At 40.8% G+C, this 23995-nt stretch carries 34 protein-coding genes; 24 read left to right on the top strand and 10 right to left on the bottom strand.

Features of this window, described 5'->3' with window-relative positions:
* The first annotated feature begins 13 nt into the window (after window positions 1-13).
* Complete coding sequence (locus MHB79_RS09890; protein ID WP_339205610.1) at window positions 14-637, top strand: lysophospholipid acyltransferase family protein; 624 nt, start codon at window positions 14-16, stop codon at window positions 635-637.
* Between the two features lie 35 nt (window positions 638-672).
* Here MHB79_RS09890 and trhA read toward each other — a convergent pair whose 3' ends face one another.
* Window positions 673-1311, bottom strand: coding sequence for a PAQR family membrane homeostasis protein TrhA (gene trhA / locus MHB79_RS09885; RefSeq protein ID WP_003215766.1), 639 nt, complete (start codon window positions 1309-1311; stop codon window positions 673-675).
* 14 nt (window positions 1312-1325) lie between these two features.
* Window positions 1326-2294, bottom strand: coding sequence for a sigma 54-interacting transcriptional regulator (locus tag MHB79_RS09880; RefSeq protein ID WP_253622488.1), 969 nt, complete (start codon window positions 2292-2294; stop codon window positions 1326-1328).
* Window positions 2295-2475: 181 nt separating this feature from the next.
* On the opposite strand from MHB79_RS09880, the gene ilvA reads away from it, so the two are divergent.
* From ilvA to ypmT, 7 genes are all read left to right on the top strand, one after another.
* A complete protein-coding gene (ilvA, locus tag MHB79_RS09875) occupies window positions 2476-3744 on the top strand; it encodes a threonine ammonia-lyase IlvA (RefSeq protein ID WP_003215464.1) in 1269 nt (422 codons plus the stop codon).
* Window positions 3745-3780: 36 nt separating this feature from the next.
* Window positions 3781-4032, top strand: coding sequence for a YpmP family protein (locus MHB79_RS09870; RefSeq protein ID WP_003215729.1), 252 nt, complete (start codon window positions 3781-3783; stop codon window positions 4030-4032).
* Window positions 4033-4219: 187 nt separating this feature from the next.
* Window positions 4220-5062 carry a DegV family protein gene (locus MHB79_RS09865; protein ID WP_050943896.1) on the top strand — a complete coding sequence of 281 codons (843 nt, stop codon included), beginning with the start codon at window positions 4220-4222 and terminating at the stop codon, window positions 5060-5062.
* A gap of 24 nt (window positions 5063-5086) precedes the next feature.
* Complete coding sequence (locus tag MHB79_RS09860) at window positions 5087-5677, top strand: SCO family protein (RefSeq protein WP_003216134.1); 591 nt, start codon at window positions 5087-5089, stop codon at window positions 5675-5677.
* A gap of 69 nt (window positions 5678-5746) precedes the next feature.
* Window positions 5747-6508, top strand: coding sequence for an SGNH/GDSL hydrolase family protein (locus MHB79_RS09855; RefSeq protein ID WP_034620452.1), 762 nt, complete (start codon window positions 5747-5749; stop codon window positions 6506-6508).
* A gap of 9 nt (window positions 6509-6517) precedes the next feature.
* On the top strand, window positions 6518-7084 hold the full coding sequence (locus MHB79_RS09850) for a YpmS family protein (RefSeq protein ID WP_050943897.1): 567 nt from the start codon (window positions 6518-6520) through the stop codon (window positions 7082-7084).
* A gap of 22 nt (window positions 7085-7106) precedes the next feature.
* On the top strand, window positions 7107-7304 hold the full coding sequence (ypmT, locus tag MHB79_RS09845; RefSeq protein WP_012010295.1) for a protein YpmT: 198 nt from the start codon (window positions 7107-7109) through the stop codon (window positions 7302-7304).
* 31 nt (window positions 7305-7335) lie between these two features.
* Here ypmT and MHB79_RS09840 read toward each other — a convergent pair whose 3' ends face one another.
* The 3 genes from MHB79_RS09840 to MHB79_RS09830 all read right to left on the bottom strand — a co-directional run bounded on the left by MHB79_RS09840 (window position 7336) and on the right by MHB79_RS09830 (window position 8849).
* Entirely contained in the window at window positions 7336-8001 is a 666-nt protein-coding gene (locus tag MHB79_RS09840) for a DUF4397 domain-containing protein (RefSeq protein ID WP_050943898.1), read from the bottom strand.
* Window positions 8002-8120: 119 nt separating this feature from the next.
* A complete protein-coding gene (locus MHB79_RS09835; protein WP_012010293.1) occupies window positions 8121-8381 on the bottom strand; it encodes a hypothetical protein in 261 nt (86 codons plus the stop codon).
* A 48-nt stretch (window positions 8382-8429) separates the two neighbouring features.
* Window positions 8430-8849: a MarR family transcriptional regulator gene (locus MHB79_RS09830; RefSeq protein ID WP_371475140.1), complete on the bottom strand. Its 420-nt coding sequence runs from the start codon at window positions 8847-8849 to the stop codon at window positions 8430-8432.
* Between the two features lie 155 nt (window positions 8850-9004).
* On the opposite strand from MHB79_RS09830, the gene msrA reads away from it, so the two are divergent.
* Both msrA and msrB read left to right on the top strand, forming a co-directional pair.
* Entirely contained in the window at window positions 9005-9541 is a 537-nt protein-coding gene (gene msrA, locus MHB79_RS09825) for a peptide-methionine (S)-S-oxide reductase MsrA (RefSeq protein WP_050943900.1), read from the top strand.
* The gene (gene msrB, locus MHB79_RS09820) at window positions 9538-9969 is read left to right on the top strand and encodes a peptide-methionine (R)-S-oxide reductase MsrB (RefSeq protein WP_137055077.1); all 432 of its coding nucleotides are present in this window, start codon (window positions 9538-9540) and stop codon (window positions 9967-9969) included. Before msrA ends, msrB begins: the two co-directional genes overlap by 4 nt.
* Before the next feature lie 51 nt (window positions 9970-10020).
* On the opposite strand, the gene MHB79_RS09815 is transcribed toward msrB, so the two are convergent.
* Window positions 10021-11049 (bottom strand): SDR family NAD(P)-dependent oxidoreductase, encoded by a 1029-nt coding sequence (locus MHB79_RS09815; protein WP_137055078.1) that lies wholly within the window; start codon window positions 11047-11049, stop codon window positions 10021-10023.
* A gap of 243 nt (window positions 11050-11292) precedes the next feature.
* Here MHB79_RS09815 and MHB79_RS09810 point away from each other — a divergent pair, with 243 nt between their 5' ends.
* Window positions 11293-12009 carry an acylneuraminate cytidylyltransferase family protein gene (locus MHB79_RS09810; protein WP_095117820.1) on the top strand — a complete coding sequence of 239 codons (717 nt, stop codon included), beginning with the start codon at window positions 11293-11295 and terminating at the stop codon, window positions 12007-12009.
* A gap of 34 nt (window positions 12010-12043) precedes the next feature.
* Here the strand turns inward: MHB79_RS09810 and MHB79_RS09805 are convergent, their stop codons facing one another.
* Both MHB79_RS09805 and MHB79_RS09800 read right to left on the bottom strand, forming a co-directional pair.
* Complete coding sequence (locus tag MHB79_RS09805; protein WP_226803605.1) at window positions 12044-13006, bottom strand: CgeB family protein; 963 nt, start codon at window positions 13004-13006, stop codon at window positions 12044-12046.
* Between the two features lie 15 nt (window positions 13007-13021).
* Window positions 13022-13396: a hypothetical protein gene (locus tag MHB79_RS09800; RefSeq protein ID WP_095117816.1), complete on the bottom strand. Its 375-nt coding sequence runs from the start codon at window positions 13394-13396 to the stop codon at window positions 13022-13024.
* Window positions 13397-13603: 207 nt separating this feature from the next.
* Between MHB79_RS09800 and cgeC the strand changes: the two genes are divergently transcribed.
* The 13 genes from cgeC (at window position 13604) to MHB79_RS09735 (ending at window position 22850) form a co-directional block, all read left to right on the top strand.
* The gene (cgeC, locus tag MHB79_RS09795) at window positions 13604-13924 is read left to right on the top strand and encodes a spore maturation protein CgeC (RefSeq protein ID WP_340989653.1); all 321 of its coding nucleotides are present in this window, start codon (window positions 13604-13606) and stop codon (window positions 13922-13924) included.
* 17 nt (window positions 13925-13941) lie between these two features.
* Window positions 13942-15237 carry a glycosyltransferase family A protein gene (locus MHB79_RS09790; protein ID WP_340989650.1) on the top strand — a complete coding sequence of 432 codons (1296 nt, stop codon included), beginning with the start codon at window positions 13942-13944 and terminating at the stop codon, window positions 15235-15237.
* Between the two features lie 20 nt (window positions 15238-15257).
* The gene (locus MHB79_RS09785) at window positions 15258-15425 is read left to right on the top strand and encodes a hypothetical protein (RefSeq protein WP_003215792.1); all 168 of its coding nucleotides are present in this window, start codon (window positions 15258-15260) and stop codon (window positions 15423-15425) included.
* Window positions 15386-16762 carry a sigma-54 interaction domain-containing protein gene (locus tag MHB79_RS09780; RefSeq protein ID WP_003216007.1) on the top strand — a complete coding sequence of 459 codons (1377 nt, stop codon included), beginning with the start codon at window positions 15386-15388 and terminating at the stop codon, window positions 16760-16762. The genes MHB79_RS09785 and MHB79_RS09780 overlap by 40 nt, the downstream gene beginning before the upstream one ends.
* 117 nt (window positions 16763-16879) lie before the next feature.
* Window positions 16880-18280 carry a lysine 2,3-aminomutase gene (gene ablA / locus MHB79_RS09775; RefSeq protein ID WP_003215473.1) on the top strand — a complete coding sequence of 467 codons (1401 nt, stop codon included), beginning with the start codon at window positions 16880-16882 and terminating at the stop codon, window positions 18278-18280.
* 2 nt (window positions 18281-18282) lie between these two features.
* Window positions 18283-18564 (top strand): YokU family protein, encoded by a 282-nt coding sequence (locus MHB79_RS09770; RefSeq protein ID WP_003215937.1) that lies wholly within the window; start codon window positions 18283-18285, stop codon window positions 18562-18564.
* 79 nt (window positions 18565-18643) lie between these two features.
* Window positions 18644-18868 carry a YozE family protein gene (locus MHB79_RS09765; RefSeq protein WP_003215834.1) on the top strand — a complete coding sequence of 75 codons (225 nt, stop codon included), beginning with the start codon at window positions 18644-18646 and terminating at the stop codon, window positions 18866-18868.
* Window positions 18869-19012: 144 nt separating this feature from the next.
* A complete protein-coding gene (locus MHB79_RS09760; protein ID WP_340989644.1) occupies window positions 19013-19693 on the top strand; it encodes a hypothetical protein in 681 nt (226 codons plus the stop codon).
* A gap of 250 nt (window positions 19694-19943) precedes the next feature.
* Window positions 19944-20114: a YozD family protein gene (locus tag MHB79_RS09755; protein WP_003216084.1), complete on the top strand. Its 171-nt coding sequence runs from the start codon at window positions 19944-19946 to the stop codon at window positions 20112-20114.
* A 48-nt stretch (window positions 20115-20162) separates the two neighbouring features.
* Window positions 20163-20771, top strand: coding sequence for a phosphatase PAP2 family protein (locus MHB79_RS09750; protein WP_251190408.1), 609 nt, complete (start codon window positions 20163-20165; stop codon window positions 20769-20771).
* 54 nt (window positions 20772-20825) lie between these two features.
* Window positions 20826-21143: a hypothetical protein gene (locus MHB79_RS09745; RefSeq protein ID WP_003215750.1), complete on the top strand. Its 318-nt coding sequence runs from the start codon at window positions 20826-20828 to the stop codon at window positions 21141-21143.
* A gap of 112 nt (window positions 21144-21255) precedes the next feature.
* On the top strand, window positions 21256-21951 hold the full coding sequence (deoD, locus tag MHB79_RS09740) for a purine-nucleoside phosphorylase (RefSeq protein WP_012010274.1): 696 nt from the start codon (window positions 21256-21258) through the stop codon (window positions 21949-21951).
* A gap of 68 nt (window positions 21952-22019) precedes the next feature.
* Window positions 22020-22850: a M15 family metallopeptidase gene (locus MHB79_RS09735; protein ID WP_106032562.1), complete on the top strand. Its 831-nt coding sequence runs from the start codon at window positions 22020-22022 to the stop codon at window positions 22848-22850.
* A gap of 50 nt (window positions 22851-22900) precedes the next feature.
* On the opposite strand, the gene MHB79_RS09730 is transcribed toward MHB79_RS09735, so the two are convergent.
* Both MHB79_RS09730 and MHB79_RS09725 read right to left on the bottom strand, forming a co-directional pair.
* The gene (locus MHB79_RS09730; RefSeq protein WP_003216113.1) at window positions 22901-23152 is read right to left on the bottom strand and encodes a hypothetical protein; all 252 of its coding nucleotides are present in this window, start codon (window positions 23150-23152) and stop codon (window positions 22901-22903) included.
* A gap of 92 nt (window positions 23153-23244) precedes the next feature.
* On the bottom strand, window positions 23245-23943 hold the full coding sequence (locus tag MHB79_RS09725; protein ID WP_322000509.1) for a class I SAM-dependent methyltransferase: 699 nt from the start codon (window positions 23941-23943) through the stop codon (window positions 23245-23247).
* Window positions 23944-23995: the final 52 nt, after the last annotated feature.

Genomic DNA, 23995 nt, shown 5'->3' with positions numbered 1-23995 from the left:
AGGAGGAGTACGGTTGTTTCGTTATTGGTTTTTAACGCTTTATGTTGTTGTATCCTTTTTTAAAAGTATGAGGCATTTGCATGCTCATGAATTAACTGATCCACGCATTTCCTATACGAAACGAATGCATCTCAATCATGAGCATGCAAAAAGGTTTGCCCGGGGATGTATTGACCAGTCAGGATCAGTCATGACCATTCACCAGCAAAAGAAGCTGCCAGATGGACCCGTTATTTATATCACACAGGCACTGAATCCAGTCACAACGACATTATTGATTGGTCACCTTGAAAAACCATTTGCTTTCATGGCAAAGCCGAATCTTTTTCGATATCCCATTTTAAAACAATGGCTGAAGAAGATGGCGGTTATTCATCAGAATCAATCTGATGATGCCTTATTAGAAGAAGTAAAGGAAAGAATCTTATCGGGGCAGAGTGTATTGCTTTCAGAATCATATCGTTACATGGCAGAGGCACTTGCTGAAGATTGTGATTGTCTGCTTGTACCGGTTGAAACAAGTGGAACGGATCGTCTATTAACTGGGAAAGTCGTGAAAAGGCTGCGCCCTGTTAATGTTGATATTCATATTAAAGCACCTGTCATGATGAACGATTACGCCCAAAAGCGAGCATAGAAAAACCAGCATCCACTTTCGGATGCTGGTTTTTTTCATGCAGCAGGAATGTTCACACAGTAGAAGAGAATGCAGAAGAACATGGATGCACTGCCGCCGAGAACAAAGCTGTGCCAAATGGCATGATGATAGGGGATTTTCCGCCAAATATAAAAGATGGTTCCGACCGAATACAATAGACCGCCTAACAGCAAGAGGCCAAATCCTGCGCCCGTTAATCCAATGTAAAGTGGTTTGATGGCAATGATAATCATCCAGCCCATTAATAAATAAACGAGGGTGGACACAATGATAAACCGTTTGACGAAAAAGATTTTAAAGACAATACCGCCAGCAGCAAGAGCCCATACAATTGCAAGAAGCGTATAGCCGAGTGCGCCTTTTAATGGTCCGAGTAAAAAGGGCGTATAGGTACCAGCAATCAATACATAAATAGCCGAGTGGTCGAGGATTTCAAATACATCTTTTGTTTTTTTGTGCCGAATGCTATGAAGCAAGGTCGAGCTTAAATAGAGCAGCAGCATGGATGCCCCAAATATTGAAAAGCTCACGATCTCTGTGATAGTGCCGTATTGAACAGCGAATAACACGAGAAAAACAATGGCTGGTATGGATAAAATAACGCCAATGCCATGTGTAATGGCGTTTGCAATTTCTTCTTTTACAGTAAACAATGGATGTCCTCCTTTTATTGAACCGGTATATAACCATCAAGTGACTTCAGGAATGAAAGACCTTCAAGTGTAATCTTTGTGCCGGCCCTGCCTTTTCCTTTCGTCACGTATGCTTTTTTCTCAAGGTCATCTAATCGGCTCCTCACCTGCTGAGGGGTCAGCGGGATGTCGCCTTGCTTGCTTAATTCAGACAAGATGCGTCTGCTGGCTGCTTCACCTTTCTCATTGAGAGATTTAATGGCTTCTAGCAGGAAAACAAACTCTTGTTTTTCCATTAGTGTGAGTTGATGATCTTCCTTTTTTCCTTTTACCTCCGGCGAAAGAGGGGTTAACACAAAAGGCGGCAGGTGGTGTAAAAATACCGTTTGCCCCTCGAGAATGACTGCAGCATAATGAACGATATTTTTGAGTTCCTGTACGTTTCCTTCAAACGGATACTCCTGCAAGGTTTCCCAAACACTTGGATCAATATCAGGCGCCATGCTCAGCTCCTGAAAGAAAGCAGTTGTTAACACAGGAATGTCAGTTTTTCGATCTGCTAATGACGGTAAGGGCAAATGGAAAACATTTAAGCGATAAAACAGCTCAGGTAAAAAGGTAGATGAAACCCTTAATGCCTCTATTGATAAAGACGAAGTGGCAATGATTTTTGTTGCAGGAGAGATTTCTAGAAAACGAACAACCTGATGCTGCATAGGAATACTTAATGCGGCGATTTCGTCTAAATAAAGGATTTGACGGGTCTTTTCCGTGAAGGCTTTCTGCAAGGTATCTTCATCTAAGATGGGGCAATATAGATGTGTCAGTGAAGCGTTTGGAGCCGATGCATGAGCAATTTCATGGGCAAATCGTGTTTTGCCTGTGCCAATGTCTCCTGTGATCAAGACAGGCTGCGCGTGCTTTGTGAATTGCTTTGCCAGGTGAATGGCACGCTTCATTTCTTGATGCTCTCCATATATAGATGTAAACGAATGTGTGGTCATCGGGTGATTCCTTTCTTTATGGTTCTAATTGGTTCTATTTTAACACCCAATAAAACCAAATGTACAGAGAAACGAAAAAGTTTATGAAATTTATGCTTGATCTATGATCTATTGGTTTATTTTTTGAATATTCATGTTATAATGACAAATTAAATAAGGTTAAAGAGAAAGGATCTTGTACATGAAACCGTTGCTCAAAGAAAACACGCTAATTCAAGTGAAAGACATTTTAAAGGCCCATCAAAATTTGAAGGATGTAGTCATTCATACACCTCTTCAAAAAAATGAGCGACTTTCTGAACGATATGAATGTAATGTCTACTTAAAAAGAGAGGATCTGCAAGTAGTTCGTTCCTTTAAATTAAGAGGCGCTTTTAATAAAATGAGCCAGCTTCCAAAAGATAAACTAAAAAACGGCATTGTCTGCGCAAGTGCAGGAAATCACGCACAAGGTGTTGCCTATTCTTGTAAATATCTAGGTATCCACGGGAAAATCTTTATGCCTGCTACGACACCAAGGCAAAAAGTATCTCAAGTAGAGCTTTTCGGAAAAGAATATGTTGAAATTATCTTAACCGGAGATACGTTTGATGATTCATATCATGAAGCAGTTAAATGCGGAGATGAAGAAAAGCGTGAGTTTATCCATCCGTTTGATGATCTAGATGTGATGGCAGGACAAGGAACGACTGCTGTAGAAATATTAAATGATATCGAAGTGGAGCCTCACTTTTTATTTGCAAGTGTTGGAGGTGGAGGTCTGTTATCTGGAGTTGGTACATATATCAAAAATATCGCCCCAGAAACCGAAATCATTGCCGTCGAACCACTTGGCGCAGCTTCACTCCATGCCTCTCATGAAAAGGGCAAGGTTGTGACACTTGATTCCATTGATAAGTTTGTAGACGGAGCAGCGGTTCAGCGGATTGGCGAAAAGACGTTTACATCGCTACAATCTGTTGTCGATAAAATTAGTCTTGTACCTGAGGGGAAAGTATGTACAACCATTTTAGAGCTTTATAATCAATGTGCGATTGTAGCAGAGCCGGCAGGCGCACTTCCGATCGCAGCGCTGGATGCCCATCGCGAGGAGATTAAAGGGAAAAATGTTGTCTGTATTGTCAGTGGAGGAAATAATGATATTGGCAGAATGCAGGAAATCAAAGAACGGTCGATGATCTATGAAGGGCTTCAACATTATTTCATTGTCAATTTTCCGCAAAGAGCAGGTGCGCTTCGGGAATTTTTAGATGAAGTATTAGGGCCAAATGATGATATCTCCCGCTTTGAATATACGAAAAAGAATAACCGAAGCAAGGGACCCGCGCTTGTTGGCATCGAATTGAAAGAAAGAGATGACTATGCGGCGCTCATTGAACGGATGAATAAAAAAGGATTCCATTATGTTGAAGTGAATAAAGATCAAGATTTATTCCACCTATTTATTTAGGCGTAACAGAACATTGGAAAAGAGGATTGATCGTTTGTGCTGCTCAAAACAATATGTTTTAGACGGATGGATGGAGCTCAGATCAAGGTAACAGAAGTTCCTGTACTAAAGGGAGATGAGCCGTATCGTTTCATGCTCACCTTTAGACTTGAAGCTTTCTTGAAAAAAGTCTATGTATCTAAAGGAAAGAGAGCTGTGTACTCTTTCAGAGAGGATGTGAAACGTAACGTCAAGTGGAGCACATATGAGCAGATCTATCAGGAGCCTACACTGAAACACAATGCGTAAAAAGGAATCTTTGTCAAAGGGAGTGAGCGGCTGTTTTAAAATGGCTGCTGCTCAGCTTGGCAAGGATTTTTTTCATGATAAGAAGAAAATGTGACAATTTCAAAAACGTCATGACAGTTGTTTTCAAGTTTGCACGAAATAAGGTAATATCATAAGTAAAGACTAAGACAGCAAGGATGAGACAATAGTGAAACAAATTAAAATTGTAACAGATTCAACAGTGGACCTTCCGCAAGAAAAAATCAATGATCTTTCCATTCACGTGATTCCGCTCAATATCTCCATTTCTGGGGTTGATTATATTGACCGAGTGAATATACAGGCAGATGAATTTATTGAAAAAATGGAGGCCGCTGAGGAATTGCCGAAAACGTCTCAACCTGCGATCGGTCAATTCGTCGAATTATATGAAAGGCTGACGGCAGATGGAAGCGAAGTCATTAGTATCCATTTAACGGGTGGGATGAGTGGTACGGTTCAAACTGCTGAAAGCGCTTCGAAAATGGTAGACGGAAACATCACGGTGATTGATTCAAACTTTATTTCATATGGACTAGGGTTTCAAGTCACCAAAGCAGCCGAACTTGCACAAAATGGTGCAAGCCGTGAAGACATCATCAAAGAAATGGATAAAATCCGTCTTGGAACAAAGCTATTTGTCACAATCGATACATTAGAAAATCTCGTGAAAGGTGGAAGAATTGGAAGAGGGAAGGCGCTGATCGGCTCACTTCTTCACATCAAACCAATTGCCAGCTTAACAGACGGGGTATACACACCAGAAGCGAATGTGAGAAGCTATTCTGCTCTTGTCCGCTATTTAACCAAACAGTATGTACAGGCGGTGAAAGGAAAAACAGTTCAAGCCATTGGGATAGCGCATGCAGATGCATTAGAACTCGCTGAAAAGCTCAAATCAGCGCTGCTTGATCATACACCTGAAGCACCTGTTGACATCGCCTACACAACACCGATTATTTCGTGTCACACTGGAAAAGGTGCAATAGGCTTTACTTTTTATACCGATTGACTTGAAAAAGGGGATGGACGTACCATGCTTAAAAAAAGGGGAGCCTCACTTGGTGCGCTTATGATCATAAGCGTGCTTCTTTTAGTCTCATGTTCAAATGGACAAATCAAAGATGCGTTAAATTATCAAATACAGCCGTTTGAATATGAAAATCAGGATGGACAAAAGGTGTCATTGGATGATTTGAAGGGGAAAGTATGGGTGGCAGATTTTATTTTCACAAGCTGTGAAACGATCTGTCCGCCGATGACTGCGCATATGACAGAGCTGCAAAAACGGTTAAAAGAAGAAAAATTGGATGCGCATATCATTTCCTTTAGCGTGGACCCGGAGGTAGATTCACCGAAAAAGCTAAAAGAATTTGCAAAAGCATATCCTTTATCCTTTAAAAATTGGGATTTCCTCACTGGTTACTCGCAGTCAGCAATTGAAAAATTCGCAATGAAAAGCTTTAAAACCATTGTGAAGAAACCTGAAGATGAAGACCAAGTGATCCATCAGTCATTGTTTTTCCTAGTTGATCAAGAAGGAAAAGTGATGAAAAATTATGATGGTGTACAAAACACGCCATATGATGACATCATCAAGGACATCAAAACGCTGATCCGAAGCTAGCATAAAGATGTTCAAATGAGCAAAAACATGATACACTTTTTTAATCAGAAAAAGGAGGGACATCATCGTTTGAAGGCTCGTTTGATTTTGATTGTGATGTCTCTAGCTTTTGTTCTTTCTGCATGTTCCGCGCAAGAGGCTGGCATAAAGGATAAACTAGAAGACACACAAGACGTAAAAGAACATATTACCATCGCAGCGGTTGGAGATTCCTTAACAGAAGGAATCGGAGATCAACAAAAAAAAGGATATGCAGGCATGACCCGTGACAAGTTAGAAGCAGTGGACGGCGTGCAATCTGTCACATTAAAAAACTATGCCATTAAAGGCAGTAGAACGGTAGATTTATTAAAAAGATTAAAAGAAAAAAAGGTGCAAGACGGTCTGAAAGATGCTGACTATATTTTCTTTACGATCGGCGGCAATGACTTAATGCATGTCGTTCGTCAAAATGTACTCAATTTGACGTTTGCTCCTTTTCAAAAAGAGCAGGGGCCTTTTGAGGAGCGCTTTAAAACCATTCTTGCTCAACTGAGAGAACATAATGACCATGCGAAGATCATGTATGTAAGCATGTATAATCCCTTTAAATTCAGTCTCACTGAGCTGAAAGACATTGATGAAGTCGTCAAAGACTGGAATGCCGTCGCCAAAAAAGAACTAAAAAAAGATGGCAACGCTGATATGATCAATGTAGCAGATTTATTTGAGGAAGATTCTGATGAAAAATTACTGGCAGATGATGATTTCCACCCAAACCAAAAGGGGTACTCTCTTATGGCAAATCGTTTATTCTCCAAAGTGAAAAAAGAAGGACTGCCGAAGGAATAGGGTGAACGTATGAAAAAGTGGAAAAGCTTATTTTTTATTTTACTTGCAATCAATCTATTGATTGTACTTGCCTGCGGTATTTTGATGTTAATGCCAGGCGGTCAATCCGCTTCAACTAAAGAATTGAAAAGCGAGTATTCTTTTAATATATCTAGCTCAAAGGAATCACTCACCAGCTTTATCAATGATTACTTGAAAAATCAAGGGTCAAGCGATATGCCAGACTTTCATGTGGCGATCGATCAAGATGTAAAAGTAACAGGCGCCATTAAAGCTTTCTCTTCGACGATTGATGCAAACGTCTCATTTACGCCAACTGTCGAAGATAATGGTGATGTGCTTTTGAAAGTGGATGGCCTTTCAATTGGACAATTGAGCATTCCGATTAGTTTTGTTCTAAGCTACATGGGCCAGTTCTATGAACTGCCAGAATTCGTTCATGTGAAACCGGATCAAAAAACGGTTGAAGTGCGCCTTTCAGAAATGCCGTTGACGAATGATATGTATGTGAAAGCAAACAAAATTGATCTAGAGAACGATGAAATTGAGTTCTCATATTATCATCCAAAGCAATAGAAAGTGAGTCAGGAGTGAAATCATGAAGCGAGTCTATCAATATTTTAGTTTACTGTCGTTTTTATTTGCTGCGTACTTTGGCATCACAGCTGCCACTGATTTAAGAGCAGAAAATATCGATCAGTTTTACTTAAATATTGCCTATTGTGCATTATTTCTAGGTATCATGATTCTTGCTTTTGATTTTCAAAAGCAAGAAAAAGCTGAAGATGTCTCGTAAAGAGCCTTTCCTTTATGGAAAAGGCTCTTTTTTATATTTGCTGAGACAAGACCACCTTCGCCATAAGCTCTGGCTCTCCGTTAGCAAATCCATGAAGCAGAATGAGGTATGCGCGATTTGCTTGCAGATGAACTTTTGGGATATCAAGCAGTATACTTTGAGTGCCGGCGGCTTTCAATTCAAAATGATATTTATTCGGGGAGAAATGATGAATGTGAGTGCTGTTTACATAGTGAAGCTCCTTAGCTAACACCCCTTGATCACGTTCATATATATCAATGGAAGGAAGGTCTGGAGAAAGGTGGACAAATGTAAGGGCTGACAGGTCCTTATGTTGAATCAGAGGGTCTTGCCGCTCTGTCAGCAGCGCAAAACCTGCATGCGTACCTGTGATACATAGGGTATAAATCTCGTCACGTTTAATCATCATACGAGAATGAAGAACTCTTTGTTTTGTAGCTAGCTTGAACACTTCTATCTCATACATTCCCTCATCCCACTCCATATAAGCTGTTAACTGGCTGTAAGGCATTTTTTTCAAAACCTCATTCCGGTTCACATAAACAGCGAGCTCACTAAGATCTGGGGCAGCGTGAAAAAGCCGAATAAAGGCTTTGGATGAAGGGCTGCTTTGAGGGTGCTCGAAGCCCGCAGCGAGTGGACGGTATGGATAGTTATGATAAAAGAGCTGCTGCATGTATCAATCCCTACTTTCTTATGCGATGGTGTTTTTTGTAGCGTATGCATGAAAAAGGCGATCTGTATAGGCAAACGAAGCATAGAAAAAAGCCTGACGTTTTCCGTCAGGCCCGCATGTTAAGAAGGAGAAGAATATTGATGATATTCAGCTAGCTTAATGAACGTTTTTTCATCCTCAATGAGACCACAAACACCGCACTGGACTTTTATTTGAGGACCTTGATAGCTCATGTGAAAAGGAGAAAGCTGCTCTCCTTCGTATCTTTCGACAACTGCTCCGGTCGCAGGATCCAGCTTCACAGGTTCTGAAAGCTGCTCAATCAGATTAAAGCGCGTTCTGTTCGTTTTACAGTTTGGACAAAGATAAGGGCTTGTCATGGTTCATTCCACCTCTTTTTATCCGTAGCATGTCCAGTGCGCTAAATTCTATGCTTCATCCTTTTGACTTTTATCCAGCTTTTTAAATAATTTGATCATTGTTTTTAGTTCCTCATCGTCGAATGACTCAAATCGCTCCATAAAGTATTCTGTTTTCTTTTTCTCAAAATGCTCAGTAATTTCCTTACCCTTATCGGTTAAGTGGATTTTGATGATGCGGCGATCCTCTTTAGAACGGATACGGGTGATCCAGCCCTTTTCTACAAGTGTGTCGGTCACAGCTGTGATATGGCTTGCTGACACTCCTAGAATGGACGCAAATTCCGTTACTTTTTTTGCACCTTGCTCACGAAGCAGATTTAAAATGAGAAATTCATTCCGAGATAATTCGTTTTCGAGCAGGCTGTTAATCTCATAACGGATCTGCTTAAATACGGTTCTCAGTAAAGTATCCATTTCATACATCATTTTTTTTCTTTGTTCCAATCATTAAACCCCCATTATATTTTAAAATACGACAAAATGCTTTTTTATCATTTAGGTAGACGAGTCGTATCATTTTCATTATTTTTCATCATGTTATAATATGATGATACCATTTTTTAAATGAAGGGGGCACTAATATGTCTGAAAAACAAGAATTAGCCACATTTGCAGGAGGCTGCTTCTGGTGTATGGTTAAACCTTTTGATGAACAGCCGGGCATTATCAAAGTTGAATCAGGGTATACTGGCGGACATACAGTGAATCCGACCTATGAAGAAGTATGTACAAATACAACGGGGCATAGAGAAGCGGTTCAAATCACGTTTGATCCAGACGTATTCCCGTATGAAAAGCTATTAGAACTGTATTGGCAGCAAATAGACCCAACAGATGATGGCGGGCAATTTGGTGATAGAGGAGAGTCCTACCGCACAGGTATTTATGTTCATCATGATGAGCAGAGAAAGCTTGCAGAGGCATCGAAAGAGAAGCTGAACGAAAGCGGCATCTTTCAAAAGCCAATTGTGACAGAAATTTTAGATGCTGCTCCTTTTTATCCCGCAGAGGAGTATCATCAGCACTATTATAAAAAGAACAAAATGCACTACGAACGATATCATGTCGGTTCTGGCAGAGCGGGTTTTATTGAGTCCCATTGGAGTGATAAATCATGACAAACGATAAAGAAAAACGACTAAAAGAATTAAACCGAATGCAGTATGAAGTCACACAAAATAATGGCACTGAGCCGCCATTTCAAAATGAATTCTGGGATCATAAAGAAGAAGGCATTTATGTAGATATTATTTCAGGCAAGCCGCTTTTTTCTTCTTTAGATAAGTTTGATGCCCATTGCGGCTGGCCGAGTTTCACAAAGCCGCTTGAAGATGAGGAAGTAGCCGAGAAGGTGGATAAGAGCCATGGGATGGTGCGGACAGAGGTGCGCAGCAAGACAGCTGATTCTCATCTAGGTCATGTCTTTCCTGATGGACCAGGACCAAATGGTCTTCGGTATTGTATAAATTCAGCCGCTTTGAAGTTTATCCCAAAAGATGCTCTTGAAAAAGAAGGCTATGGGGATTTGAAACATCTATTTGATTGATCTATTGAAAAATCGTCACATGGAAGGCATCTGCTTCCGTGTGACGATTTTTTATTTTTTATGATGCGTGTGATGTAATTGTTCAATGATGCGGAATAGCTTTTCTTTTGTAATGAGAGGCGCTTCATTGGATGTGTAATTGGTTAAGTCGACTTTTTGAAAGGAAGCATGCAGTTTTGGTCTTGGTAAAATGGCATAAAATTGTTCATGCTCAAATAGTGCATCTGCTTCGTGCGGAAATGTAAGCTCTTCGTGAAGCTTTTCTCCAGGTCTTTTCCCGACAACGAGAATTTCCGGAGATGAGACCTTGATTTGAGCAGCATATTCATGAAACGCTTTTAAGAGATCAGCAAGCTGTAATGACTCCATCTTGAGAATGAACGTTTCGCCTCCTTTCATCATGATGGCTGCTTGAAGTGTGAGGGAGACAGCCTCTTCGATGGACATAAAAAAACGTGTCATATGAGGATCAGTTACGGTCAAAGGTTTTTCATTTAACAGCTGCTGGAGCATGATGGGAATGACGGAACCTCTTGATCCAAGCACATTGCCAAAACGCACAGAGCAAAACAATGTTTTTTGGTTCAGAATACTTTCGTTTGCTTGGAAAAATAGTTTTTCTGAAATTAATTTTGTTGCACCCATGGCATTTGTCGGAGAAACTGCTTTGTCTGTGGAGATGTTGACAACATGACTGACTTCATGTTCGATTGCAGCCTCAATGATGTGCTGCCCTCCGATAATATTTGTTTGCACGGCTTCAAACGGATTGTCTTCACAAGTAGGTACTTGTTTTAAGGCGGCTGCATGAAAGATGATATCAACGCCTTTGACGAGCTGTCTCACGCGGCTTGCATCTCGTACATCGCCTAAAGCGAAGGCGACTTCTGGGTGATCCGCATACTCATTTTTCATCATGTATTGTTTGCTGTCATCTTTGCTGAAGACGATAATCTTTTTTGGAGAGCATGATGTTAATTTTTTCACAATTTGACGTCCGATTGAACCTGTACCGCCTGTAACTAATATCGTTTTGTCACGAAAAAAAGCCTTCAAACTCGTTTCTATCTTTTTGGACATATCTAATCCCCCAACTCTCATTTCTCTACTTTGCATCATATGTGAAAGAGTGGTATCCGTTTGAGGAAAAGAACCACTTTCTATATAAATTAGGTGAACACATTATAACCATCTGCATGACGTTTTAATAGAATATGGAGAGATAAGAGAATAAGTAGAAAAATGAGAGACCTGAACACTTCAGTACTGCGATCAGCTCGGAAGAATATGTAGAGAGCTTTGCGCGAGGGGAGAAGGGAATACATGTATAGGGGAAATCGTATTTTAGCCTTGATACCAGCTTTTAGAAGCAGGCGCGATCAGCATGATGAACACATTCGCGTATTGGCGGAGCGGCCGCTCATCTATTGGACCATTCAGCCGTTACTGCAAATGATTGAGTTAGACGAAATCATCGTCTCTACAGAGGATGTCAATACACAAATCATTTCTTCTCACTACGGAGCCCGTGTGATAGAACTGCCAGACAGTCATGTAACAGAACAAACACCGTCACTCATAGCGGTGAAGCATGCGCTTGCTTACTTAGAGCGTGAGGGGAAAACCTTTGATATTGTTCTATATTTGCATCCATCGTCTCCTTTAAGACAGCCGGAAGATATTGAGAAGTGCTTGCAGCTTCTAGTAGAAGGGAGCTATGACTGCGTGGCATCTTTTACAGAGGCGCTAGAAAACCCAAATGAGACATGGACACTGCATGAGAATAATGAAGCCACTTTATATAAGGACAATCATTACTTTTTCATGCCAAAGCATGAGCAGCCATATACGTATGGCCGTTTAAATGGAGCAGTGTATGCTTTTCATGTTCCATATGCAAAAGAATGCATTCATTCCTTTTTAGAAGGATCTGTTGGAGCGTATATCATGGATTCCCAAAAATCACTTGTGGTGAAACAGGAAGAAGATCTTGAGAAAGCGGAGAAAGTCTTATTGGCTCGCAGAGATGCGGAGGGTTAGGTATAAGAAGAATTTCAACGAGAAAAGCGCCCGGTCATAGGGCGCTTTTTACGATCTCATAAAGTCTGTGTGGAAATGACTCAAATGTATTCCAGGAAACGACTTGTTCGTAATTGTTTCGTGCGATTGCTTTTCTTTTCTCGGCATTTGATCCATAATATTCAACCTGTTCCAGCAAATCGTCCTCATCTTTATAAAAAGCGAAGCTTGAAAAAGCTTGAGGCGGTTGTAGATCCGTCAATTGAAAGCTTCCAGCTGCAGCGATATCAAACGCTCTGTTGTTCAGGCTTACATTTTGAACCATGGCTTTGTTTTTGTTATAAGCAAATTGAGCCGGTCTGTGCGGGTTAAGAACAATCGCTGATTGCTGATAGATGTCCGCCAATTGCTGAGGGCTCAGCCAATTGGTCACTAATGTGAGATCGCGATCATGTCTTCGTGACTTATTTAAATGACGATGCCATTCCTTACCTGCAACGAGAATTCGCCATTTTTTCTGTTGTAAGAGTGTATCAATGGCTTTCATGCGGTTGGGATAAGGGTAGCCAATGAGTGCAATGTCGTAGATGCACATCTTTTCAGACGATTCGTTTTTTTGAAAAATACGTGTATTTGCCGGAATGGGAAAGTAGTAGGCGTCAACTATGCCCAATTGCTTGTAAAAAGGCAAAGCTCCTTCATCAATTGTTAATATGAGGCGCGCATCACGCGTGCAAGCAGCTGACACATCTGTATAAAAGGGATCTTCTGTCATCCACAAAACGATCGGGATCTTTTCTTGTTTGAATTGATGAAGCACTTCGCTCGGAACATGATCACCAATCATCATCAAAACAAAATCCGGAGAAAATGTCCGGATTTTGTGCATGTGTGACTGTATAGATTCTCTTTCTATCTTGAAACATGAAAAGGGTGAATCAATGAAGCTTTCTTCTACCCAGTGATCAAACATTTGATAGATCCCGCCGTAGCCAGAGCTGATATAAAGTAGCTTCATGATAGATTTCTCACTTTAAGTTGTAAATGTAACACTTTCAACTTTATCTACATCTAAAAGAGTTGTTGCAGAGCCAGTAGGTGTAACAGAACTTTCCTGTGTGACAAAAACGATACCAGTTGAAGCATTGAATGCTACAAACTGAACTGGGCCAATTAAATCTCCAGAATCCATCACAATACTAATGACCGTTCCTGGTGCAAGTCTTGCGAAAATCCATCTTGCTCCTTTAGATGATTTAAGGGATGTAGCAGCTCCGCTTAAAAAATCGTTTAATTTATCTTCCACTTCTGTACCTCCCTCTTCGAGATTGACTGTTAACGCTTGACTAAGCGGCTTGAAGAATAGTTTCAATAGTTCTTTTTTTAACTCGGTACGATTGTCGCTCATTTTATCCCCATCCTTTCTTCAACAATTGAAACACACCACTATGTATATGCCGCTCACTTTTTTTTGGTATAAGCAGAACGCTGATTCCTTGTTCTTTTTTCATTTAATCACTTCACACATTTTTTAAAATGTGTTCAAATGCTGAGGCTAAATGAAGTGGTTCTCATACTCTAGTAAAGATTAAATGTGAAGAGAGAGGGATTATGAATGGAATTTGAACAATTATTAAATGATTGGAACGATGAATTACTAGAAGTTGAAGGTGTACTTGAAGTTATCTTCATTTTACTTCTTCTTCGTCTTTTAGAGGAAAAACAAGAAGAAGGTTCGTCAGAAATCAAAGAGTTGCTGCGTTCTTGGTTGGAACTTGGTATTCCATTGCCGCGTGTTCATTTAGTCAATGGTGAGGTGCTCCAAAACGTGATTGTCGTTCAATTGTTTCATACAGTGGCGGTTTTTAAAAATGCAACAAATCAGTTAAGAGTGAGCGTTCCTTACGCAAACATTGTTAGTTGGGGAGCTTTTTAATCTCATTAAAAAGGATAATGCCTATGAAAGTATCGGTGATTTTAACAAGTTACAATAAACCTGATTATATTGATCGTGTGCTAAAGAGTATGGTGGAACAAACGTATCAAAACTGGGAGCTTTTGATTATGGATGATGGCTCAGAGCCAGAAACAATGAAAAAGATTCATTCCTTTTTAAACGATGACCGTATTCAGTTGTATCCGCACACTGTTCATCCTGCAAAAAGGCTTGAGAATGTACGTTATGCGACGCTTATTAATGAGGCATTAACACGTATATCAGGGGAGCTTATTTGTTATTTAACGGATGATACAATGTATTGTAATGATCGTTTGCAGAAGATGGTGGAGGTTTTTCAATCAAAGCCAGAGGTAGATATCGTTTATTCCTCGCAGCGTGTGATCCATGTTGATAAGCATCTGGTAGAAACAATGACCTTTGTACGTGAGGCGGAACACGTGTTAGACCATGCGTCCTTTCAAGTAGATCACTGTTCGGTCATGCACAGAAGCCGCTTGCTTCCATTGATTTATAAGAAATTTGGGCAATATTGGGATGATGAGCCGAAGCATTGGCATCATGCAGATTCTGTTTTTTGGATGCGGTTGAATCATTTTGCTGCGTTTCATCCATTAAAAGAAGTACTTGATATCACCTTTAAAACACCCCAATCCTTTCATCACATGTTTTCAAGTATGCCATATGATGTAATTGATGGGACGGTGATCGAAAGAGAAGGAAGATATTTCCAACTTGTTCATGGGGATCTTAACCAAATTGATAAGCGATGGGTGAATGAAAAAAAGAGGCGTGCAATTCGTGTTCCTTTGTTATGTGCAATGAAATATGAGGTAAAAGATACGCTGGTTGTGCCGAACTATACAGTCGTCACCGCAGATAACGGAAGAACGTTTTATTATATTGAAGATCAGAAAAAAAGACGATTTGCTTCAAAGCGCGATATGCAATATTTTCAGTTTCATCCAAAGGAAATGTGCGCCGTTTCAAACGAACTGTTACAGACGTTTGACGATGGCAAAATCATTCAAGTATCCCCTGAATTCAGCCCGCCAAATCGCCGGCTTTTTAAATGGCAACGAGATGTCTATTTACTTGTGCATGATACCTTCTGCCTTATTGCCCCTGAGGTGGTTAAGTTATTTGCGTTTTATCATCAGCCCATCAAATTATATCCTTCTCAATTTACTTTATTTCAAGAAGGAAAGCCGATCGTGCCGCTGTATAGGGAATCGCTGCAGGAATTCGATATGTCTCTTTATCAAACATCCGGGCGAAAGCACTCCTCATAAGAGGGGTGCTTTTTTTAGCAATGAAAGCAGGAAGTAGAAAGGAAAAAGCGAAACATGAAAAGGACAGGGAACCTTTTGGAGATGATCAAGCCGCTGAAAATCCGGCAATAGATGCCGGTTTTTCGGCACTGGAAGTGAGGGGAAAAGAATGGGGAAGGTTGTCGAAAGAGCGGATTGGTTTGAATTAATTTTAGAAGCCATTGATGAAGCCATCCATGTTGTAGATGATCAAGGAATGACGATTTTTTACAATCATAATGCCGCCAAGTTTGACTGTTTGCAAAAAGAAGAGGTGATTGGCAAGTACATTCTTGATGTGTATCCCTCTTTAACAGAAAAAACAAGTACGCTCATGCATGTTTTGAGAACAGGGAAGCCCATTTATCATTCGCTGCAAACCTATTTGAATAAAAACGGAGAAAGAATTGAAACCGTCAACACGACATTGCCTATTATTGAAGACAGCCAGTTAATAGGTGCGGTCGAAGTCGCAAAAGATGTATCGAAGCTGTCAGCCCTTTCGAATCGTTTAGATCAAAAAAAACGAATACACGATGCGGCTGGGGCAGAACAAATGCATGATTTTTCTTCATTTTTAACAAATGATCCGCTCTTAAATGAAATGCTTGAAAAGGCAAAAAAAGCTGCTGCTTATCCGTCATCAGTTGTTGTCTACGGGGAAACAGGGACAGGGAAAGAAGTGCTCGTTCAAGCCATCGTTCATGAATCTGATCGGAAAAACCAAGTGTTCATTCCGCAAAACTGTGCGGCACTCCCAGAATCGCTACTTGAAAGCCTATTGTTCGGATCTGTCAAAGGGAGCTATACAGGCGCAATTGATCGCAAGGGGCTCTTTGAATTAGCTGATGGAGGCACGCTTTTTCTTGATGAACTGCAAGCGATGCCGCTCACGCTGCAGACGAAATTATTACGTGTGTTAGAGGATGGCGTGGTGCGCCGCATTGGAGATGCAAAAGCGATTCAAGTAGATGTAAGACTCATTACTGCACTCAATATGGACCCATTTGAAGCGGTGAAAAAGCAAATTTTAAGAGAAGACTTATTTTATAGACTGCATGTGTCATCTTTTCATATCCCGCCGCTTCGTGAGAGAAAGCAAGACATCCCGCTGCTTTCCCGCCATTTCATTCAAACCTATCATCAGCAGTTTTCAAAAAACGTCAAACGCCTTTCTGAAGAAACAAAGCAATTGTTTATGGCTCACCACTGGCCGGGGAACGTTCGAGAATTAAAACATACCATTGAGCATGCCGTATTGATGATGCCAAAGGAAGCGGAAGACATCACACCTTCATACCTTCCTGCTCATTTACGTACGCAGAAGCTTGAGGAAGGAACACTCAATGCCTCCTTAAAAAGTCAGGTTTCTTCATTTGAACAAACACTCATTCAAGAAGCTTTAAACAAGCATCATGGCAATATTAAAAAAACCGCTGCCGCTTTAAAAATCCCTCGACAAACACTGCAATATAAACTGAAGAAATATGCAGATGCCGAAATATAGGCATCACCATCCATTGAATATCACGGGTAAAGCTCCTTCTAAAAAGAATAGGGGCATTTTCCCATGTTGGCACATAACTTGCATAGTATAAGGTGAATGCTGATAGGGGGAATGGATATGAATCAAAAACTATATGAACCGGCGCGTCATTGGAAGGACATTGAGCTTTGGAAAGATGTACCTGAGGAAAAGTGGAACGACTGGATTTGGCAGCTGACGCATACCGTGAAAACGCTTGAAGATTTAGAGAAAGTCGTAAACTTAACAGAAGAGGAAAGAGAAGGGGTGAAGATTTCCACCAAAACCATTCCACTTAACATTACACCCTACTATGCCTCATTGATGAATCCAGACGATCCAAGATGTCCAGTACGTATGCAATCTGTGCCAATTGCTGAGGAGCTTCATAAAACAAAATATGACCTGGAAGACCCGCTGCATGAAGATGAAGACTCACCTGTCCCGGGGTTAACGCATCGGTACCCAGATCGTGTGCTCTTTCTTGTAACAAATCAGTGCTCCATGTATTGCCGCTATTGTACGAGAAGACGTTTTTCTGGTCAGATCGGTATGGGCGTGCCAAAAAAGCAGTTAGATGCTGCCATTGGATATATTAGAGAAACACCTGAGGTGCGGGATGTGTTAATTTCCGGCGGAGATGGGCTCTTAATCAATGATCAAGTGCTTGAATACATTTTGAAAAACTTACGAGACATTCCGCATGTTGAAATCATTCGCATAGGAACCCGCGCGCCGGTCGTCTTTCCGCAGCGCATTACAGATGAGCTGTGCGAGATTTTGAAAAAATATCATCCAGTTTGGCTGAATACCCATTTTAATACAAGCATTGAAATTACGAAAGAAGCAAAAGAAGCGTGCGAACGTCTTGTAAATGCCGGCGTGCCTGTAGGTAATCAGGCCGTCATCCTTGCAGGAATTAACGACAGTGTGCCGATTATGAAGAAGCTGATGCACGATCTCGTGATGATACGGGTCAGACCTTATTATATTTATCAGTGTGATTTATCTGAGGGCATTGGCCACTTTAGAACACCAGTATCAAAAGGTCTTGAAATCATAGAAGGCTTAAGAGGGCATACGAGCGGCTATGCCGTGCCAAGCTTTGTTGTGGATGCACCAGGAGGCGGAGGAAAGATCGCCTTGCAGCCAAATTATTTATTATCGCAAAGCCCTGACAAAGTCGTCCTTCGTAACTTTGAAGGTGTCATCACCTCTTACCCTGAACCAGAGCATTACGTCGCAGGCCAGGCAGATGCGTATTTTAATGAAATTTATGAAGAGAAACAAGACCCGGCAATTGGTATTACCGCACTATTTGAGGATGAGGCGAAATCGTTTACGCCAGAGAATTTAAGCCGGATGAAACGAAGAGAAGCATATGAGACAAATCCTGAGCATGACACACTCAAAAACAAACGTGAAAAACGAGATGAATTAAAAGAGAAAAAATATCAAGCGCAGCTCAAAAAAGATCAAACTGTAAAGGAGGAGAAATAACCTTGCTGACATGTGATTGGTGTGAGGAAAACAAAGCAAACAGAGAGCAGACAACAGTCTATTGGGAACTGATCACTGGCACACAATCCATTGAAATCATCGAAACACCGTCCATTTCCTGCACACACTGCGGTATGACATATCAAAAGGATGAGACGGTTAAAGGGATAGAAGATCAATTAATTTTAGTGGATCAGACAAAACTTCCAGAAAAAATTTCATACGAAGAATTAATGAGCATGGAGCGGTTATTAAAGCGAAATTACTTTGACTTTTCATCATAAGTTGTACCTCCGCCTATACAAGTCATCAAATTGCTGTATAATATAACAACAAAATAGAGTGTCGCGGAGGGAAAAACAGGTGAAGTCGTTTTACCATTATTTAATGAAGTACAGACATCCAAAACCGAAAGATGAAATCAGCCATTTTGCAAATGCTGCTTATGAGGATCACAGCTTCCCGAAAGCGTCCACTGATTATCATGAGCTTTGTGCCTATTTAGAATTAAATGGCGATTATTTAAGCTCAATGACAACATTTGACGAAGCGTTTGAGCAATATGAAGTAGAAGTCAAAAAAAAATAACACACAACCGCTTTTTCCAGATGGGAGAAGCGGTTTTTTGATGAGAAATAAAATGGCGTTTTGCATGGTGTGGTTGCCCATGCAGAATTCCTTGCGCCGGCATACGATACGTTAAGACCAAAAGTCGGGCAAGGGGGAGACAGAATGAAGGCGAAAGCACCAAAATATCAAGTAGGGGATATTGTCGTCGTTGTCATGTACGGCACAGTTGGAACGATTACAAAAGTCCATCAAATTGACCAGCACTATTTGTATGAGGTCAATCATAATGAGGTGCTTTATTTTGAAACATCACTTCAGCTTTACGGTGAGTACGACGGGGTGATTGTGGATACAGAAAAGCTGGACATTGAATATGAGTTCCTCATTGGCGATGTTGTATATGTAAAAGATTACGGAAAAGAGCTATTTAAAATTATTGGGCATCGGACTGAAATATGGCGATACCTTGATGATGGCTGGGAAGATGTCATTTATGAACTCACGAGGCTAAAGGACGGAGAGTGGCTGGAAACAGAAGAGGAAGACTTAACGCTTGTCCTAAGGAAATATGAGATGGACCAGTTCGTTCATCAGCTTCTTTTTGTGCATTACGTCGGTGAAACCTCAAAAGAAATGGAAGAAGATATGGTGCAAACAGCTCTATTACAATTAGAAGAGAAACAAGAAAGCGAAGCATCACTAGAATTTCTCGCTGTATCTATAGTGGATGAGCTTCTTGATATTTATAATGACTATAAAATTCTCTACGAATTTTTCGAAGATCCAGAATACAAAGATATGATGGATTTTATATTGGAAAGTTTACACGAGCATTTTGGTTAAAGAAAGACTTGTCCTAACACGAATAAAAAATAAGGCACACAGAAAAAAACAATCACATAAAACCATCCCCTCAAGATACGGCCCATCACCTGATCAAACATTTCTCCATCTAATATGCTGAACCATTTCATTGCCTCAAACCCCTTTTCTTTTTGTTTACTGCATTTATATGTATGGAATGAGCCATTATGACAAACTGTAATAAAAAACAGGCGTCGTTCATACATCATAAAAAAGGAGGCGGAATGTCATGAAAGAAGCAGATTTGGTGATCGATACAGAGGAAATTGCGGAATTCTTCTACATGGAGCTGGTCAAAAGAGGGTACATACCTGCTGAGCTGGAAACGTTTGAGCTGGCTGACATTACGTTTGAATATATGCTGAAAAAAACAATGATAGTTGAAGAAGAGGCGTGGTAGGCACTATACTTTGAAGTGATTCTGAAGAGAGGGAGGAGAATCTTTCGCGTGTATATCCTATTTCTTTTAATTTTATTTGGTGCCATTGCTGCGCTCATGGTATCTGGAGCGGGTCAAGCATTGGACAACCAGATCATCTTATGGTTTGAGAGCATCAGACTCCCTTTTTTAAATGATGTCATGCTGACTTTGACGGACTTTGGCATTAGTGCGCTGCTCGTGCCCATCATGCTCATTTTTAGTGTCGCTTTATTCATGTATAAGCGCTATTACTCTATCATGATGCTTTTTCTATTATATCTCACAGAAAAGACCATCAACCATGAACTAAAGGGGCTGTTTGCTAGAGAGCGTCCGGCCTTTGATCATCTTGTCAATGAAACGTATTACAGCTTTCCGAGCGGACATTCGATGAATGCAGCCACAATCTATCCTTTTATAGCTTATCTATTAGTTGAAATGATTCCATGGCTGAAAGAAAGACAAAAAATCGTCTACTTGATCACAGGGGTCTGTGTTGTTTTGATTGGGATCAGCCGAATGTATATCGGCGTTCATTTTTTGACAGATGTCGCAGGCGGTTTTGCGATAGGACTTGCTTTATTTCTCATTTGTAAAAAGATTGACGAAAAATTGTCTGCCATTCGACAAAAATAGAAGAAGGAAATTGACAGACCCCAGCCAATTTTATATAAAAGGGGAGGGATTTGAATGCAATTGACGTTGAGATTTTTTCAAAAGAAACCTTCAGCATTTCACTTAACCATTTATCAGACACCTGAATATGGCGCTGCAAGTGGGCATCAGCCTGTGTACCGGACAAAGATTGGCGGCAGAACACACCTGGATGTTCTGGAGAAAGCATTCTCGACATTTAATGTACATGATACAGTCCCTAGTGATTACAATGCACGGTTTATCACAACAGGTGATATTGTTGTGATTGATGATAAGAAAAAGGGAAAATGCTATTATCAGCTTTTTCCGGCAGGATGGAAACGCAGTGAGCGACTGTTGACGATGAGTTAAATAGAGATTTTCGATGCCAGCTCGAGCTTTAGCTGGTATTTTCTTTTTTGGGCTCAATCGTTTATACTAAATAGGACAAAACACATAGTAAACCTAAGTGGAGGCTAAAAAAATGAGTGTACATATTGGAGCAGAAAAAGGACAAATTGCAGAAACGGTATTGCTGCCAGGCGATCCGCTTCGTGCGAAATATATTGCAGATACATATTTAGAAGATGTCGAATGCTATAACGAAGTGCGCGGAATGTATGGTTATACTGGAACCTACAAAGGAAAGCGCGTTTCTGTACAAGGAACCGGAATGGGCGTACCTTCTATTTCGATTTATGTGAATGAACTCATTCAAAGCTATGATGTTCAGAACTTAATCCGCGTTGGATCTTGCGGGGCTATTAAAAGGGATGTCAACGTACGAGATGTCATTTTAGCTCAAACATCTTCAACAGATTCACAAATGAATCGTGTGGCGTTTGGACCGATTGATTACGCACCTTGCGCTGATTTTGGACTGCTTAAGAAAGCATACGACACAGCAGAAGCAAAAAATGTCGCTGTACGTGTCGGTAATGTATTTACAGCAGATCAATTTTACAATGAAAAACCACTTGAGCTCATGGCTCAATACGGAATTCTAGCAATTGAAATGGAGACAACCGCTCTATATTCGCTTGCAGCAAAATTTGATCGTAAAGCGTTATCCATTCTGACAGTGAGTGATCATGTTCTCACAGGAGAAGAAACAACGGCTGAAGAGCGTCAAACGACATTTGACGAAATGATCTTAATTGCGCTAGACTCCGTTTTATAATAGTATAAAGGGTGTGCTACGATGTAGCGCATCTTTATTTTTTTAGAAGAGCAAAAGGAAGGTATGTCATGAAGAAAAGCTATAAAATACTCTCAATCGCATCGATTCTTGGTTTGACAGCCGCACTATCGGGCTGCCAGTTGCTGGATCAAAAAAGCGGTACATCTGAATCGAACAAAACAAACGAACAAAAAAGCGCAGAAAATTCATCTCCCCAGCAAAACTCAAACAATACAGCAGATTCATCGGATCAAGAGCTGACGTTAAAGAGTGAATATTTCAATGACATCAAAGTGGTAAGCGGGCTGAAAACCATTCAAAATCCTGCAAACGTGCTAGCACTTGTCAACAAAGAATACGCATTACCAGGAACCTATAAACCTTCTGATCTCGTTGTTCCAAAAGTAGAATTCTCTTTTTCAGAGGATATTGAAAAACGATATATTCGTAAAGAAGCAGCAGAAGCACTTGAGACATTATTCAAAGATGCGAAAAAGAAAAACTTTGAGCTGGCTGCCGTATCTGGCTATCGCTCCTATGACCGTCAAAAGGTCATTTTTGATAGTGAAGTCAAGTTAAAAGGCAAAGAAAAAGCACAAGAAGCAGTAGCTTTACCAGGCGAAAGTGAACACCAAACAGGCCTTGCAATGGACATTTCCTCAAAAAGTGCCGGCTTTGACATCTCTGAAAAGTTTGGTGAAACACCTGATGGCAAATGGGTGGCTAAAAACGCCTATAAATATGGTTTTATCATTCGTTATCCAAAAGGAAAAGAAGACATGACAAAATATGAATATGAGCCGTGGCATCTGCGCTATGTTGGAAAAGAAGCAGCAAAAGCGATGCATGATCACGATTTAACATTTGAAGAGTACATGAATAAAGTGAAGAAAATTTAATCAAATAAAAAGGCCTCCCAGCTATTCGGGGGGCCTTCTTTATTCTTCTTTTAAAAAAAGAACAATCCTGCTAATGCGAAACCTGTAATGAAACCAAGCCCGATGCCATAAGCGGCACCCCAGCCGTAATACCCTCCGTAATAACCAAAGCCAAAGCCGCCGCGAGAACCGCCGACTGGACGAATATACACTTTGCGGTTTGTCACCCGCTCAATGCGTCCGACATGTACTCTGCCATTACGATCTGTGATTCTAGCGACTTTCCCCATATGCTGCTGACAAAGCTTTTGATAGCGCTCCATATTTTTCCTCCTTATGACAAACTCTTTTCCCTCTTATCCTATGCGAGAGACCTCATAGAGTTTGGACAAAACATATAGGAGATTCGCTCATTTTATACGGTACATTCAAATAGAATGTGGCTTAGCTGCTTTCGGTGCGCTTGAATCAGATCGTAGTGTGTTTGCATCGTTTCGTAAAGAGAAGGCGGGATATATTCAGATAATTCCATTTCTGTCGGCTCCTCTTGTACCATGTGATCATCGAATGAGAGAATGCGAACGTCATGAAATCCTGCTGCTTTTAGCTGCTCCTTCCATTCTTCAAGTGAAAAGAGTGCGTGAAACCCGTAAAAATCTCGAACGGCGGCAAGCTCCTTCGGTGTAAGGGGTGCTTTTAATACTGCTTCATTCGCAATCAGTTGACTTCCAGGGGCAAGCACGCGTTTAATCTCAGCAAGTGCCGCTGGAAGGTTGGTAAAGCTCAAAACAGATTCACTGATCAGAAGAGTGAACGCTTCATCTGGAAATGGCAGCTGTTCAATCGATGCTTGCAGTGCGCGGATCGGCAGTTCTTCTCGCTCAAATCGCAGATTAGCCTTTTCAATCATCAAAGGGTGTGTATCAATCGCCTCCACCTGATAACCGATATTGCCTAAATATGCCGCCGTTTGTCCAGTCCCGCATCCCGCATCCAGTATGCGCGCATCAGGCATCAATTTTATATGCTCAAGCATCGTTTTTGTTAACTCAATTCCGCCAGGATGGGCACTAGATACGCCAAAATAGGCAAGCATTTCTACATAATCACTCATAAAATCCCTTCTTTCCTTATCAAGTTCCTCTTTAAAGATTATGCAATGCAAG

The organism is Bacillus sp. FSL M7-0558 (assembly GCF_038003245.1).
GTDB lineage: Bacteria > Bacillota > Bacilli > Bacillales > Bacillaceae > Bacillus > Bacillus pumilus.
Note: the sequence above shows the minus strand (reverse complement) of the source record. Positions and strands in the feature narration are given on the sequence as shown.

What these genes read in the sequence shown, in the direction of transcription:
- MHB79_RS09760 (WP_340989644.1), top strand. Translation starts at nt 19,013, where the DNA reads ATGAAGGCGAAAGCACCAAAATATCAAGTAGGGGATATTGTCGTCGTT.
- MHB79_RS09805 (WP_226803605.1), bottom strand. Translation starts at nt 13,006, where the DNA reads ATGAAGCTACTTTATATCAGCTCTGGCTACGGCGGGATCTATCAAATG.
- MHB79_RS09835 (WP_012010293.1), bottom strand. Translation starts at nt 8,381, where the DNA reads ATGACAAGCCCTTATCTTTGTCCAAACTGTAAAACGAACAGAACGCGC.
- msrB (WP_137055077.1), top strand. Translation starts at nt 9,538, where the DNA reads ATGACAAACGATAAAGAAAAACGACTAAAAGAATTAAACCGAATGCAG.
- MHB79_RS09785 (WP_003215792.1), top strand. Translation starts at nt 15,258, where the DNA reads ATGAAAGCAGGAAGTAGAAAGGAAAAAGCGAAACATGAAAAGGACAGG.
- MHB79_RS09860 (WP_003216134.1), top strand. Translation starts at nt 5,087, where the DNA reads ATGCTTAAAAAAAGGGGAGCCTCACTTGGTGCGCTTATGATCATAAGC.
- MHB79_RS09840 (WP_050943898.1), bottom strand. Translation starts at nt 8,001, where the DNA reads ATGCAGCAGCTCTTTTATCATAACTATCCATACCGTCCACTCGCTGCG.
- ilvA (WP_003215464.1), top strand. Translation starts at nt 2,476, where the DNA reads ATGAAACCGTTGCTCAAAGAAAACACGCTAATTCAAGTGAAAGACATT.
- MHB79_RS09815 (WP_137055078.1), bottom strand. Translation starts at nt 11,049, where the DNA reads ATGTCCAAAAAGATAGAAACGAGTTTGAAGGCTTTTTTTCGTGACAAA.
- MHB79_RS09880 (WP_253622488.1), bottom strand. Translation starts at nt 2,294, where the DNA reads ATGACCACACATTCGTTTACATCTATATATGGAGAGCATCAAGAAATG.
- MHB79_RS09800 (WP_095117816.1), bottom strand. Translation starts at nt 13,396, where the DNA reads ATGAGCGACAATCGTACCGAGTTAAAAAAAGAACTATTGAAACTATTC.
- MHB79_RS09810 (WP_095117820.1), top strand. Translation starts at nt 11,293, where the DNA reads ATGTATAGGGGAAATCGTATTTTAGCCTTGATACCAGCTTTTAGAAGC.
- MHB79_RS09735 (WP_106032562.1), top strand. Translation starts at nt 22,020, where the DNA reads ATGAAGAAAAGCTATAAAATACTCTCAATCGCATCGATTCTTGGTTTG.
- MHB79_RS09780 (WP_003216007.1), top strand. Translation starts at nt 15,386, where the DNA reads ATGGGGAAGGTTGTCGAAAGAGCGGATTGGTTTGAATTAATTTTAGAA.
- MHB79_RS09745 (WP_003215750.1), top strand. Translation starts at nt 20,826, where the DNA reads ATGCAATTGACGTTGAGATTTTTTCAAAAGAAACCTTCAGCATTTCAC.
- MHB79_RS09725 (WP_322000509.1), bottom strand. Translation starts at nt 23,943, where the DNA reads ATGAGTGATTATGTAGAAATGCTTGCCTATTTTGGCGTATCTAGTGCC.
- ablA (WP_003215473.1), top strand. Translation starts at nt 16,880, where the DNA reads ATGAATCAAAAACTATATGAACCGGCGCGTCATTGGAAGGACATTGAG.
- msrA (WP_050943900.1), top strand. Translation starts at nt 9,005, where the DNA reads ATGTCTGAAAAACAAGAATTAGCCACATTTGCAGGAGGCTGCTTCTGG.
- MHB79_RS09730 (WP_003216113.1), bottom strand. Translation starts at nt 23,152, where the DNA reads ATGGAGCGCTATCAAAAGCTTTGTCAGCAGCATATGGGGAAAGTCGCT.
- ypmT (WP_012010295.1), top strand. Translation starts at nt 7,107, where the DNA reads ATGAAGCGAGTCTATCAATATTTTAGTTTACTGTCGTTTTTATTTGCT.
- MHB79_RS09850 (WP_050943897.1), top strand. Translation starts at nt 6,518, where the DNA reads ATGAAAAAGTGGAAAAGCTTATTTTTTATTTTACTTGCAATCAATCTA.
- MHB79_RS09790 (WP_340989650.1), top strand. Translation starts at nt 13,942, where the DNA reads ATGCCTATGAAAGTATCGGTGATTTTAACAAGTTACAATAAACCTGAT.
- MHB79_RS09830 (WP_371475140.1), bottom strand. Translation starts at nt 8,849, where the DNA reads ATGATGTATGAAATGGATACTTTACTGAGAACCGTATTTAAGCAGATC.
- cgeC (WP_340989653.1), top strand. Translation starts at nt 13,604, where the DNA reads ATGGAATTTGAACAATTATTAAATGATTGGAACGATGAATTACTAGAA.
- MHB79_RS09755 (WP_003216084.1), top strand. Translation starts at nt 19,944, where the DNA reads ATGAAAGAAGCAGATTTGGTGATCGATACAGAGGAAATTGCGGAATTC.
- deoD (WP_012010274.1), top strand. Translation starts at nt 21,256, where the DNA reads ATGAGTGTACATATTGGAGCAGAAAAAGGACAAATTGCAGAAACGGTA.